This window comes from Methanolacinia paynteri (assembly GCF_000784355.1).
Classification (GTDB): domain Archaea; phylum Halobacteriota; class Methanomicrobia; order Methanomicrobiales; family Methanomicrobiaceae; genus Methanolacinia; species Methanolacinia paynteri.
Genome location: NZ_KN360934.1, coordinates 83,141 through 95,884, shown reverse-complemented (window position 1 = coordinate 95,884; position 12,744 = coordinate 83,141). Strand labels below are relative to the sequence as shown.

11 protein-coding genes are annotated in these 12,744 nt (G+C 48.5%); 5 read left to right on the top strand and 6 right to left on the bottom strand.

The features are described from left to right. From METPAY_RS08955 to METPAY_RS08945, 3 genes are all read right to left on the bottom strand, one after another. Nucleotides 1-811, bottom strand: an 811-nt coding sequence (locus tag METPAY_RS08955; RefSeq protein WP_048151653.1) for a DnaJ domain-containing protein, incomplete at its 3' end; no start/stop codon positions are given. A 22-nt stretch (nt 812-833) separates the two neighbouring features. After that, complete coding sequence (gene dnaK / locus METPAY_RS08950) at nt 834-2,681, bottom strand: molecular chaperone DnaK (protein WP_048151500.1); 1,848 nt, start codon at nt 2,679-2,681, stop codon at nt 834-836. A gap of 17 nt (nt 2,682-2,698) precedes the next feature. After that, a complete protein-coding gene (locus tag METPAY_RS08945) occupies nt 2,699-3,274 on the bottom strand; it encodes a nucleotide exchange factor GrpE (protein ID WP_048151635.1) in 576 nt (191 codons plus the stop codon). Nucleotides 3,275-3,518: 244 nt separating this feature from the next. On the opposite strand from METPAY_RS08945, the gene purH reads away from it, so the two are divergent. The 3 genes from purH (at nt 3,519) to METPAY_RS08925 (ending at nt 7,247) form a co-directional block, all read left to right on the top strand. Then, nucleotides 3,519-5,006 carry a bifunctional phosphoribosylaminoimidazolecarboxamide formyltransferase/IMP cyclohydrolase gene (gene purH, locus METPAY_RS08940; protein WP_048151498.1) on the top strand — a complete coding sequence of 496 codons (1,488 nt, stop codon included), beginning with the start codon at nt 3,519-3,521 and terminating at the stop codon, nt 5,004-5,006. Nucleotides 5,007-5,056: 50 nt separating this feature from the next. Continuing rightward, nucleotides 5,057-5,338, top strand: coding sequence for a hypothetical protein (locus METPAY_RS08935; RefSeq protein ID WP_048151496.1), 282 nt, complete (start codon nt 5,057-5,059; stop codon nt 5,336-5,338). A 388-nt stretch (nt 5,339-5,726) separates the two neighbouring features. Then, a complete protein-coding gene (locus tag METPAY_RS08925; protein ID WP_048151493.1) occupies nt 5,727-7,247 on the top strand; it encodes a sodium:solute symporter family protein in 1,521 nt (506 codons plus the stop codon). Nucleotides 7,248-7,262: 15 nt separating this feature from the next. Here METPAY_RS08925 and METPAY_RS08920 read toward each other — a convergent pair whose 3' ends face one another. Then, on the bottom strand, nt 7,263-7,640 hold the full coding sequence (locus tag METPAY_RS08920) for a cupin domain-containing protein (protein WP_048151492.1): 378 nt from the start codon (nt 7,638-7,640) through the stop codon (nt 7,263-7,265). A gap of 126 nt (nt 7,641-7,766) precedes the next feature. Between METPAY_RS08920 and dinB the strand changes: the two genes are divergently transcribed. Further along, complete coding sequence (gene dinB, locus METPAY_RS08915; protein ID WP_048151491.1) at nt 7,767-8,852, top strand: DNA polymerase IV; 1,086 nt, start codon at nt 7,767-7,769, stop codon at nt 8,850-8,852. Nucleotides 8,853-9,152: 300 nt separating this feature from the next. Here dinB and METPAY_RS08910 read toward each other — a convergent pair whose 3' ends face one another. Next, on the bottom strand, nt 9,153-10,763 hold the full coding sequence (locus tag METPAY_RS08910) for a DEAD/DEAH box helicase (RefSeq protein WP_048151490.1): 1,611 nt from the start codon (nt 10,761-10,763) through the stop codon (nt 9,153-9,155). Between the two features lie 84 nt (nt 10,764-10,847). Then, nucleotides 10,848-11,492 carry a protein-L-isoaspartate(D-aspartate) O-methyltransferase gene (locus tag METPAY_RS08905; protein ID WP_084600765.1) on the bottom strand — a complete coding sequence of 215 codons (645 nt, stop codon included), beginning with the start codon at nt 11,490-11,492 and terminating at the stop codon, nt 10,848-10,850. Nucleotides 11,493-11,698: 206 nt separating this feature from the next. Between METPAY_RS08905 and METPAY_RS08900 the strand changes: the two genes are divergently transcribed. Continuing rightward, nucleotides 11,699-12,664 (top strand): alpha/beta fold hydrolase, encoded by a 966-nt coding sequence (locus METPAY_RS08900; RefSeq protein WP_052418753.1) that lies wholly within the window; start codon nt 11,699-11,701, stop codon nt 12,662-12,664. Nucleotides 12,665-12,744 lie beyond the last annotated feature (80 nt).

Below are 12,744 nucleotides of genomic sequence, written 5' to 3'. Positions count from 1 at the left end.
CCAGGCGTTTGAATTTGGAGTCCGCCAGTACATCAACCTCTATGAAGAGATCGCCGTTTGACGCACCCGGATCTCCCGCCTCGCCGTACCCTTCCATGCGGAGCCGCATGCCCGACTCGATGCCGGCAGGTATATTGACGGTGATCGTCCTTTTAACCTTTTTATGCCCTGATCCACCGCACTTTGAACAGGTCTGCTCAGGAATCTTCCCGCGGCCCCTGCACTGCGAACATGTGGTCATGCTCACGAAACTACCGAACGGAGTCCTGTTCTCACGCCTCTCCTGGCCCGAACCCCCGCAGCGGGGGCATACCCGGGTCTTCTTAGTAGAACTTCCGGTGCCTTCGCATTCCTCACAGGCCTCGGTGTGCATCACATCGATATCCTTGGATGTTCCCAGGACCGCATCTTTCAGGGTGACCTGAACCCGCATCAGGAGATCGGCTCCCGGCTGGGGGCCGCGTGGCCCTCTCCGCTGGCCCGCACCGCCGCCGAAGAATGCATCGAATATATCCCCGAATCCGCCGAAATCGGCGTTGAAACCCGCACCGCCAAAGCCTCCCCCTGTATACTGGCCTTTGGAGGCATTTGTAAAGGTCTCGTGACCCATATGATCATACTGGGCCCGCTTCTGGGAATCGGAGAGGACGCTGTAGGCTTCGTTTATCTCCTTGAATTTCTCCTCGGCGCCCTCTTCCTTGCAGACATCCGGGTGGTATTTCTTCGTCAGGGTGCGGTATGCCTTTTTTATCTCCTGTTCGTTTGCGTCCTTCGAAACATTCAAGACGTCATAGTAGTTTTTGGCACCCATCGTTACATCCCGAACCCAAGACTTATTCCTTCTTCTCGTCGTCTTTTACTTCGTAATCGGCATCGACAACAGTTTCATCCTCGCCTGCAGCATCAGCGCCTTCTCCGGCCTTGGCCGCTTCGGCCTCTGCCTGCGCCTTCTGGTAGATCTTCGTTGTCGCGGCGAAAACAGCCTCCTGGAGCTCTTCGACATCCTTCTTCAGGGCCTCGATGTCCTCTCCTTCCATGGTCTTCTTGACCTTTTCAAGGGCAGACTCGATCTTTCCTTTGTCTTCCGCCTCGATCTTATCCTCACTCTCTTTAAGGAGTTTTTCCGCTGCGAAGACCGAGTTGTCGGCGCTGTTCTTTATCTCGATCTCTTCGCGCTTCTTCTTGTCGGCATCTTCGAAGTCCTTCGCCTTGTTTACCATCTCATCGATCTCATCCTTGGAGAGTCTCTTGTCGCCCGAGATCGTGATCGCCTGCTGGTTTCCTGTTCCGAGATCCTTTGCGGAGACATTTATGATTCCGTTTGCATCGATATCGAATGTCACCTCGATCTGGGGAATACCGCGGGGTGCAGGCGGAATTCCGGTCAACTGGAACTTTCCGAGCGTGAAGTTGTCGGATGCCATCGCACGCTCTCCCTGAACTACGTGGATCTCGACACTTGTCTGGTTGTCGGCCGCGGTTGTGAAGATCTGGCTCTTCTTTGTCGGAATTGTCGTATTTCTCTCGATGAGTTTTGTCGCGATTCCGCCGAGGGTCTCGATCGAGAGCGTCAGTGGTGTGACATCAAGAAGAACAACATCCTTTGCCTCGCCTGTAAGGACTCCTCCCTGGATCGATGCACCGACTGCCACGCACTCATCAGGGTTTATTCCCTTGTCCGGCTCCTTTGCGAGAAGCGCCTTTATCCTCTCCTGCACAAGAGGGACACGCGTCGAACCGCCTACAAGGAGGACATGATCGATGTCTTTTGCCGTAAGTTTTGCATCGCTTAACGCCTGCTTGACCGGGCCGATCGTCCTGTCGACAAGGTCGCCGATAAGCTGCTCGAACTTTGCTCTTGTAAGGTCGATATCGAGGAACTTCGGGCCGCTTGAATCTGTTGTAATGTAAGGCAGGTTGATATTCGTTTTCTGGACTGTCGAAAGCTCTTTCTTTGCATTCTCTGCTGCGTCGCGGAGCCTCTGCATCGCCATCTTGTCCGAGCTGAGATCGATGCCCTCCTGCTTCTTGAACTCATCGACAAGATACTTAACAACCAGGTGATCGAAGTCGTCTCCTCCGAGATGGTTGTCTCCGGCAGTTGCCTGAACCTCGAAGACACCGTCTCCAAGTGTAAGTATTGATACATCGAAAGTTCCGCCACCGAGATCAAAGACCAGGACGGTTGCATCCCCTTCTTTCTCGATGCCGTATGCAAGTGCACTGGCCGTCGGCTCGTTTATAATCCTCATGACTTCGAGGCCTGCAATCTTTCCGGCGTCTTTCGTAGCATTCCTCTGTGCATCGTTGAAATAGGCAGGAACCGTGATCACTGCCTTCTTGATCTCCTCGCCAAGGTATGCCTCTGCATCGACCTTGAGCTTCTGGAGGATCATCGCAGAGATTTCCTGGGGTGTAAAGACCTTATCGTCGATCTTGATCTTCCGGTCGGTTCCCATATCCCTCTTTATCGAGATTATTGTCCTGTCGGGGTTTGTTACAGCCTGGCGTTTTGCAACGCTTCCGATCAGGCGTTCGCCGTCTTTTGAAAAGGCTACTACCGAAGGTGTCGTTCTTGCGCCCTCTGCATTTGGAATGACTACAGGCTTTCCGCCTTCCATAATCGACATACATGAGTTGGTCGTTCCAAGATCAATTCCGAGAACTTTATTTGATGCCATTATTATTTCTCCTCATTTTAATTTTTTTCAGTTTTTCCTTTAGATACTGCGACTTTTGCAGTCCTGATTACACGATCCCCCATGCAGTACCCGCATGAGACTTCATCGATTACAGTACCCTCTTCGGAGTCCGAAGGGACATAGGCGATGGCTTCGTGTTTTTCAGGATCGAATTTTTTGTTTACCGACTCAATGGGACGTATTGAATGTTGTTCGAGAACTTTTCTGAGGATCTTCTGAATCTGTTCCAGCCCTTCGCGAAGGGACGAATCGTCAGAACCGGCGGCTCTTTCAAGATTGTCTGCAACTTCCAGTATTCCTGATGCAAACTGTTCGATTGCCCGGTTCACCTTTTCATTCGTTTCACGGGAGCTTCTTTTCCTGAAATTTTCGAAATCCGCGGCAAAGCGCAGGTACCTGTCGTTCAGCTCATCAATCGTGGCCTGAAGTTCAGCTATCTTTGCCGCCCCGGAATCGTTACACTCCCCTGTTTCGTCCCCTTCATAATCCCCAACAACGGCATAGTCTTCCATTGAAAGGGAGTCCTGGTCCGAATCAGTGATTGTTCTATTTTCTGGATCCTCATCATTCATCGTCCAATACTCCATATAGTCGATTTTTAACCTTTATACCATACTAAATGGTTAGTAGTTCTATATAATATTAATTATCTATCTGCAAACAGTTCTATATAATAGTTCTCCAAATATGTAAGATCGAATCAGATAGAAAGGCCGACAAATCAGATAAGCCTGATTTTCTTATTTTGATATAAGTTCAGATCCGGATGAAACCGGAGGTATACATTATTTCTTTTTCAAATCCATATTAATAGACATGAAGTATGCACTTCTATCGGTATGGGATAAAACCGGAATTGTAGATCTTGCGAGAACTCTGGTTGAAAATGATTTCAAGCTTTTGAGTTCCGGCGGCACTGCAAAAGAGCTCTCAAATGCGGGAATTGAGATCACCGAAGTCTCGGAATATACCGGAGCCCCCGAAATGATGGACGGCAGGGTTAAGACGCTCCACCCGAAGATACATGGAGGCCTCCTGGGAAGGAGAGGAATCGATGACGCGGTTATGGCAGAGCGCGGTATCGAAAAGATAGACCTCCTTGTCGTAAATCTCTACCCGTTCGAAGATATGTCAGGCAAAGGGCTGCCTTTAAACGAACTCGTTGAATATATTGACATCGGCGGACCTGCAATGATAAGAGCTGCGGCCAAGAATTTCAGGGACGTCGCAGTGGTAACCGACCCGAAGGACTATGACTTCATAAAGGCCGCTGTTAAGGAGAACGGCCTGACAGAAGCCGAAAGGCTCTATCTTGCAAGAAAGGTCTTTGCAAGAATGGCCGCCTATGACGGTGCAATAAGCAATTACCTATATTCCATCGAATCTGAGTTTCCCGAAGTTCTTTCAGTTCAGTTCAGGAACGGAAGAGAGCTCAGGTACGGTGAAAATCCTCACCAGAAAGCAGCGGTATACGGAGAAAGCGGAATCGCGGGCCAGGAATCCCTCCAGGGCAAGGCCATGTCCTATAACAACTACCTGGACACAGACTCCGCAGTCAGGCTCCTGCGTGAATTCGATGAGACAGCCGCGGTTATCGTTAAGCACAACAATCCCTGCGGTGTTGCAATCGGCAACACGCTTCATGAGGCATACATAAGAGCAAGAGACGTCGACCCGGTGTCTGCATACGGCGGAATAGTGGCATTAAACAGGGAAGTAGGGCCGGACATGGCAGAGGAGATCGCATCAACATTCATCGAGGTCGTAATTGCACCATCCTATACCAAAGAAGCGCTCGAAATAATGAAAAGGAAAGAGAACATGCGTGTTCTTGTTCTTCCGCCCGATGAGGAGACACAGGAACTCCGGACTATAGACGGCGGCGCACTCGTCCAGAAAACCCCGAAAGACATCACTGAAAACTGGGAGGTCGTAACAGAGCGCGAACCGACAGCAGATGAGATGGAAGCAATGAAGCTTGCAATGAAGATCTGCAAACATACAAAGAGCAATGCAATTATCTTTGCAGACAAAAAATCAGCACTTGGTATCGGTGCAGGCCAGATGAACAGGGTAAATTCTGCAGAAATCGCGGTCTCGAAGGCACAATTCTCATTAAAGGATTCAGCTGTCGCATCTGACGCATTCCTTCCCTTCCCCGACACCCTGGAAGTAGCAGCAAAAGCCGGTGCCACCGCCCTCCTTCAGCCGGGAGGCTCCATACGTGATAAAGAAGTAATCGAAGCCGCAAACAGGCTTAATGTTGCAATGGTATTCACCGGAGTACGCCATTTCAGGCATTAACTGCAACATACAATACCTTTTTATATTAGAATTCCCCTTTTTGATTTATAATGGCAAATTGTCCATTCTTCGGTACATGCAAATGGATTGGAAGATACTCGGCAAACGGCGGAGCCAGAGTCAACCACCTGATCAACAATTATTGCAAAGGCAGTTACCTTAGAAAATGTGTTAGAAAAAAGGTGGCGGAAAAACTCGGGGGAAGGGAATTTGTTCCTGATAATATGCAGCCGGACGGGAAACCAGCGAAAGGCACCAGTGATTCAGAATGGTCAGATGAAGTAAAGGAAATTGTAAGACAAATGCTCGAACCGCAATCTGTAAAGAACTAGGATTCGGGTATCGAACAAATATTTTCCAGAGTCATATCTTTTTCTGAGCACCAGATGAAAAAAACGAAGACCCTCTGTTACCGAAAGGTTTGGCCTGATCTATCCTGTATCCCCGGGTTTTAATAAACCATAAATATTTATAATTTTCATTGGATCAAAAAAATACAAAAAATCAGTTTAAAATTCTGGAAATATCTCTCGAACATCATATCTCTGTAAATACAAGCTCCAAAGAAATATCGATCGTGTTATATGTTAGCGTGGCACACATTAGCATGGAGTTTATGTTTGGTCTTCCATTTTCAACAATATTTGCCACAGGATTTGCTACGGCGCTGATAATTCTCGTTCTCCTTTACTGGGGCCTTACATTTAAGGAGGAAGAAGAATGAGCGGGGACTGGTTAACAATCGGCGTAATAGTGCTTTATGCTATAGGCCTGCTCGCAATAGGGAGCTGGGCATCTAAAAAAGTGCATTCCAGCGAGGACTACATACTTGCAGGGCGTTCCCTGGGATTCTGGGTATTTACAATCCTGATGGTCGCATCAGTATGCTCAGGAATGACTCTTGTAGGCGTCAGCGGATTCGGTTTTGCTTCAGGGTGGCCCGGATTCTGGGAAGAGCTCGCCGTTCCGCTTGCAGCAGCCTTTGCGATAATTGTCTTCGGTGTGAAACTGCACTATATCGGCAAAAGGTCAGGATATATGACCGTAGAGGATTACTTTGCCCAGAGATTCGAAAGTCCCAAGGCGGTCAGGGGAGTATCGGCAGTTGCAGGGATTATAGTCTCGCTGATATACCTCGTCGGCCAGTATACTGCAATAAGCATAGTGCTGGTCTGGCTATTCGGAATCGATCATGTCGTTGCCCTTCTAATTGCCGCCATCATCATTACGGCATATACGGTCATCGGAGGAATGTACGCAGTATCATGGACAACACTGATACAGGGTGGGATCCTTATCATCGGCGTCCTGATTATGGCACCGCTGGTCATCATTTCAGCAGGAGGGCTTGAGCATATCAATACAGTACTTTCTTCCATCGATCCCAACCTGATCCAGCCATACTTCCCGAGCGCTTATGCATCATACGCGTACTGCACACCCGAGTACCTTGTAGGCTTTGTAATCATGCTGACGATCGGACTTGCCTGTGCACCGCATGTCGTAAACAATGTTCTTGCGGCAAAGGAAGAAAAGTTCTTCAAATGGTCTCCGCTGGTTGCATTCGTTCTATATCTTGTCGTAATATCCCTGGTGAAGATCTCCGGCTTTGCTGTCCGGGTTCTGGTAGAAGAAGGGAAGCTGGTCCTGCCCGCAACCGTAAACGCCCAGGATTTCGCTTTTATGTATGGCGTCGAATTTGCGTCTCCAAACATGCTTATATGGGCGCTTTTTGCAGTGATTGTCCTCTCTGCAGTGATGTCTACAACAGACAGGCTTATGTTGACAATCGGAACCATGTTCTCATGGGATATCTATAAAAACCTGCTAAAACCCGATGCATCAGACAGGCAGGTGCTGAGATTAAGCCAGGTATGCGTCTTCATCGCTGCTGCAATATCACTGGTCCTGGCGATTAATCCGCCCGAGATGCTGGCATTCCTGATCTGGATGGGAATAGGGGTGATGCTCTCAACATTTGCCGTTCCTTTCATCGCCGGCCTGTACTGGAGGCGTGCAACGACACATGGAGCACTCGTAGCAATGATCGTGGGGCTTATCGGTTCGGGGATTTTTGCATACTGGAACCAGTACGTTGCAAAACTTCCTATGCACTACTCCATCTATTCACTCTCGTGTGCGGCCATTGCAATGATCGTGGTAAGTCTTCTCACACCGAAGAATTCGGAAGAAGTGCTCGATATCACGATGACCGGGCCGTTTATCAAACCAAGAGACTAATCTCAAATATTCTTTTTAATCACAGGGGGTCGTCGATCTTCCTGTTGCACCTTTTAAAATAGGCATCAGTGAGAGCATTTTGAGGACTGAATCGCCGGAGTTGACAATCTCATGCTCCTCACACGCCGGAACGAATATGGAGTCTCCTGCTTCTGCCGTAGATATTCTGCCATCCTTGCTCCTTAATTCGCAGATGCCTTCAAGGACATACAGGTAATGCTCTTCTTTATGTGAATGCATCTTAGCAAAACCTGAGGGTTCAAACTCCATCACCCACATTGAGTTTGGCGATCCCGGATCATCGGCCGTGATGTAAAAGCGGACTAAAAGGCCTTCAATATCGTCCTTATTTACATGATAATCCACTGAATCGACAAACTTCTTTAGTATCATACGATGGCATTTAGGGTTTAATGAGAGATAAATAAAACGTGATCCGGGAACGAAACGCATTTCTTCACATTTTTCCTCCGCCACAAGTTTTTATAATGGAATAAATCCGAATATGGTCATAATTCGATGACGGAAAACCGCCCTGCCCAAAGAATAATTATGCATATAGACATGGACAGCTTCTTCGCTTCAGTGGAGGTCAGGGAGAACCCGTCGCTCAAAGGAAAACCTGTTGTTGTGGGGGCCGATCCGAAAGGAGGAAAAGGCAGGGGAGTCGTGAGCACCTGCTCATACGAAGCCAGAGAATACGGAGTAAGATCGGCAATGCCTGTGAGTACGGCATACAGGCTCTGCCCGGACTGCATATTCCTGCCTGTAAACATGCAGCTCTACAAAAAAACATCCTCAAATGTCATGAACATCATGAGAGAATATTCTGACAAATTCCAGCAGGTCAGCATTGACGAGGCATATCTCGACATATCCTGCATCGGTTCATACGATGATGCCAAATCTGTCGGGAGGGAGATCAAAGAGCGGATTTTCCAGGCCGAAGGGCTAACCTGCTCTGTCGGGATCGGACCAGGCAAGGTTATCGCAAAGATTGCATCAGGCATGAACAAGCCAGCAGGAATGACCATTGTAAGACCAGATGCGATCAGGGACTTCCTCGACCCGCTTCCTGTGGATGCAATACCAGGGATCGGTAAAAAGACAAAAGTAAGACTTGAAAAGCACGGAATTGTCACTATTAAGGATCTTTTAGGCTGTGATATCCAGGAACTGAAAGATGCCTTCGGAAAACACGGGATCATGATGCACAGGCTTGCCCGTGGAATCGACGACAGCGAGGTCAGGGAGAAGGAGGGCCAGAAGTCCATCGGGAAGCAGATAACCTACCCGGAGGATGTCTCGGATACATCCGTCCTCCTGTCGGATCTCTCAAATCTTTGTGAAAATGTTCAGTCAAGACTTGAACTCAGGGGATATTCATGCAGGACGGTTACGGTTAAGATCAGGTACGCGGGGTTTATCGACAGGTCAAAGGCGGATACCTTCCTTCACCCAACCGTCGATCTGACCGTCATATACGAAAAAGCGAAGGAAATCTTTACAGATCTATATGACGAAAGACCTGTAAGATCGCTGGGAGTTTCGCTCTCCGGTTTTGATTCGGCAAAAAGCAGACAGTCAAGACTTGATGATTTTTAAAAACAAAGATAATTCTAAAGAATAAAGCCCCTTTAGGGTACCCCTTTCGCAAGTTCCCTCATTTACACTATCGTGCAATGTGAAAGATGGTCGCCATAGGTCTCGAAGGGGCAACAGACAGCCCTTCGGTTCACTCCGTGAATACACCCTGAACTCAGGGCTTTGTGCTTTTGTGATAGATGATCTCCGGCAAAAAAACAGGAGTAGGAGGGATGCTCGTCCATCCCTCCTGCGACATATCGCGATAGGGGGGAGGGTCACAGGGAGGGGGCCTCCTCCTCCCTGAACTAAATTCTAAAATCAGTATCTTGATCTCTGCTTCCGTTCTCTTCTTGCAGGTTCAAAGGAAACCTCGTTCCCGCGAATCGTGCCCCTGTTCATCACTTCAAAGACAGTCTTTGCATACTGCTCCGGAATCTCAACGAAGGAAAAGTCCTTCATAATATTAATCGCACCGATCTCGTTTCCCGGAATTTCGGCTTCGCCTGCGATTGCTCCTACGAAATCCGAAGGACGGACACCCTTGTTTTTACCGATATTGACGAAGAAGCGCACCATTCCCGGTTCTGCACCGGTATCTCCGGGTTCGAATTCCTCCCCCGGCTGCACCTTTCCGCTGCTGCCTTCAAGCTGGATCTTTAAAAGTGCCGCAGAGATCTCCGAGAGAGTGTAATCCTCCTCCATAAGCCTCTCGACAGCAGGTATGTAAAGACCGATATCCTCCTCGGCGATAATCGATTTCACCCTGTCAAGAACCTTCTCGATCCTAGAATTCTCCACATCGGCTGCGTTAGGTATCGCAATCCGGACGATATTCACTTTTGCTATCTTCTTTATCATCCGGAGCTTGTAGATCTCCTTCGGGCTGACGAATGTATACGACATCCCGCTCTTCCCGGCCCTGCCGGTTCTTCCAATCCTGTGAATATAATATTCAACATCCTGCGGGACATCGTAGTTGTAGACCACATCGATATCATCGATGTCGATACCCCTTGCCGCAACGTCGGTAGCGATGAGGATATCGATCGAACCGCTCCTGAAACGGCCCATTACGCGATCCCTCTGCTGCTGCTTCATATCCCCGTGCAGGCCCTCGGCGAAATACCCCCTTGAGCGGAGCATCTCGGACAGTTCATCGACTGCCTTTTTCGTATTGCAGAAGATCATCGATAAATCGGAGGAATTGATATCTATCAGCCTGCAGAGCACCTCGAGTTTATCTTTTTCACGAACTTCGAGATATTTCTGTTCTATCAGGGGAACAGTGAGCTGTCCAGGGTTTATCGTGACAAACTCCGGCTTTTTCTGGAACGATTTCGAGATCTTCAGGATAGGCTTGGGCATTGTGGCCGAGAAGAGAATAGTCTGCCTCTCCCCCGGAGCCTGTGAAAGGATCTCCTCCATGTCCTCGCGGAATCCCATCTCGAGCATCTGGTCCGCTTCATCAAGGACTACAGTCTTTATACCGGATAAAGAGAGTGTTCCCCTCTTCATGTGATCCATAACCCTCCCGGGAGTGCCGATAATGATATGAACACCTTTCTTCAGTTCATGAAGCTGCCTTTCGATAGCCTGTCCGCCATAAACGGGAAGAACGCGTATATCCTTGCGGTATTTAAGAAGCCTGTTGAATTCCTCTGATATCTGTATTGTAAGCTCTCTGGTAGGCGACAGAACAATCGACTGAACCGAACATTTTTCGGGCTCGGTATTCTCGATTAGCGGAATTGCAAACGCGGCGGTCTTGCCCGTGCCTGTCTGTGCCTGTCCAGTAACATCGCGGCCTGAAAGAATAATAGGAATTGAGCGCTGTTGTATTGGAGTGGGTTCTTCAAAACCCATGTCTTCTATTGCCCGAAGGATCTCGGGTGAAATATTTAATTCGTTGAATTTCAAAAAAGAAACCATTCCAGTATAATAGGACGGCTGAGTATATCATTCTTGGCAGAGCGGCAATTTTTAATATGGAATACCAGGATAAAAAAACAGGTTTTATTCCTTCCAGCCCCTCGCTCCCAGGAGAGGAACAAACCGGCATCCCCCGTGATATGTCACGACAGGTTTTCCGCCTGTGATCCGGACTTTTGCCAGATCCTGCATATAATAACCTCCTACAGGAGCCACGATCCTTCCTCCCTCTTTCATCAGGGGGAAAAGATATTCGGGAATATCCGGGGATGCAGCGGTAACGACGGCGGCATCATAACCGTCCCCGTAAGGTTCCGGGTCAGTACCGTCACTGCATATGACTTCAACATTCGATACTCCGGCTTTTTCGAGGTTGTTTCTCGCATATTCGGCAAGTTCGGGGACGCGTTCGTAAGACCTTACGAACTTCGCTATCCCTGCAATTACGGCTGCCTGATAACCTGACCCTGTACCCAGTTCGAGAACCAGATCGGTACTTTTCAGCTCGAGGAGTTCGGTCATGACCGCTACAATGTAAGGCTGGGAGATGGTCTGGCCGTACCCGATTGGAAGTGGACAGTCTTCATATGCAGATCCCGCCATATTTTCCGGGACAAACAGGTGGCGGGGGATCTCACCCATGACTCTCAGGACATTCTCATCTGAAATGCCCCTTCCTTCGATCTGATATCGAACCATTGCAGATCTAAGGCTTTCATAATCCTTCAGAACAGCACCCCTCTCAAACTGTAGAATAGAATCAGTATAATATATAATTTTTGAAAGAAATGCTATGTTGTAATCTCACGATGATATACTAAAAACAGAGAAATTAATGTCATCATCTTTCCGCGATCCATATATTGATCTTTTTTTCGGAACTTCGGAACAGGGATATAAAAATTGATTTTACCATGCTGTCTCAACAAATATTCATGGCACAGGAACCGTCAGACGATCTCTTTTCGTCGGATTATCACCGCTGGCTGAAGGATGAGATTAAAAAACAGGATGAACTCCTTACAACAAAACGCACTATTGAGACATCCTGCGGGACGATGGAATATTCTCTCATTGGGGAAGGCCCGGTCATCCTGGGACTTCATGGTGCACCCGGAGGTTACGACCAGACACTATTCCTCTTCGACTGGATCACCGCCAAAGGTTTTTCGCTTCTCTCCGTCAGCCGCCCCGGCTACCTGGGAACACCTCTTTCCGCAGGGAAGACTCCGGCCGAACAGGCTGATGCAATTGCCGCACTCCTGGATGCCCTGAACATAGACCAGGTATCGTTATTGTTTGGTTCTGCCGGCGGGGGTCCGGGTTATGAATTTGCAATCCGTCATCCCGATCGGGTAAAGTGCCTTGTTGCCATGGATGCAGTGTCTTCGCAATATCTCCTTTCAGTAAATATCGGAAAGGTTATGGAAAAGCTCGTTATGTCGAATCCCGGGGTCACACTTATGGAGAAGATGTCCCTGCACTTTCCGGAAAAGAGCATGGAGGATGTCCTCACCCATTCCACCCTCTGCCGCCCGGAGCAGATTAAAGCACAGGTAAAGGAAGCTCGTAAGGACCCCAACCAGATGCGATCGTTCTTCCGGATGGTCCGGACACTTATGGATTATAACCACAGAAAGGCCGGTCTTGAAAACGACCTGGAGCAGTTATCTCTCCTTTCCGATCTGCCTGTCGAAAAGATTACCTGTCCGGCCCTGATCGTTCACGGCACCCATGACAGCGACGTTCTCTTCTATCACGGCGTCTATGCACACGAAAACATTCAGGATTCGGAGGCTTACTGGGTCAGGGAAGCATCCCACCTTCTCTGCCTGTGGTTCACTCCGCATGCGGATGAACTGAGGGAAAAGGTTGTCTCTTACCTTCAGGAACACAGGTAAACAATATTTTTTATTAATAAGATTCCCGGACCGGACCATTCAGGAGGCTCTATTGGATCTTATAGAGATCTGAAGATTCA

What these genes read in the sequence shown, in the direction of transcription:
- METPAY_RS08920 (WP_048151492.1), bottom strand. Translation starts at nt 7,640, where the DNA reads ATGATACTAAAGAAGTTTGTCGATTCAGTGGATTATCATGTAAATAAG.
- METPAY_RS08925 (WP_048151493.1), top strand. Translation starts at nt 5,727, where the DNA reads ATGAGCGGGGACTGGTTAACAATCGGCGTAATAGTGCTTTATGCTATA.
- dnaK (WP_048151500.1), bottom strand. Translation starts at nt 2,681, where the DNA reads ATGGCATCAAATAAAGTTCTCGGAATTGATCTTGGAACGACCAACTCA.
- METPAY_RS08900 (WP_052418753.1), top strand. Translation starts at nt 11,699, where the DNA reads ATGGCACAGGAACCGTCAGACGATCTCTTTTCGTCGGATTATCACCGC.
- METPAY_RS08945 (WP_048151635.1), bottom strand. Translation starts at nt 3,274, where the DNA reads ATGAATGATGAGGATCCAGAAAATAGAACAATCACTGATTCGGACCAG.
- METPAY_RS08935 (WP_048151496.1), top strand. Translation starts at nt 5,057, where the DNA reads ATGGCAAATTGTCCATTCTTCGGTACATGCAAATGGATTGGAAGATAC.
- dinB (WP_048151491.1), top strand. Translation starts at nt 7,767, where the DNA reads ATGACGGAAAACCGCCCTGCCCAAAGAATAATTATGCATATAGACATG.
- purH (WP_048151498.1), top strand. Translation starts at nt 3,519, where the DNA reads ATGAAGTATGCACTTCTATCGGTATGGGATAAAACCGGAATTGTAGAT.
- METPAY_RS08910 (WP_048151490.1), bottom strand. Translation starts at nt 10,763, where the DNA reads ATGGTTTCTTTTTTGAAATTCAACGAATTAAATATTTCACCCGAGATC.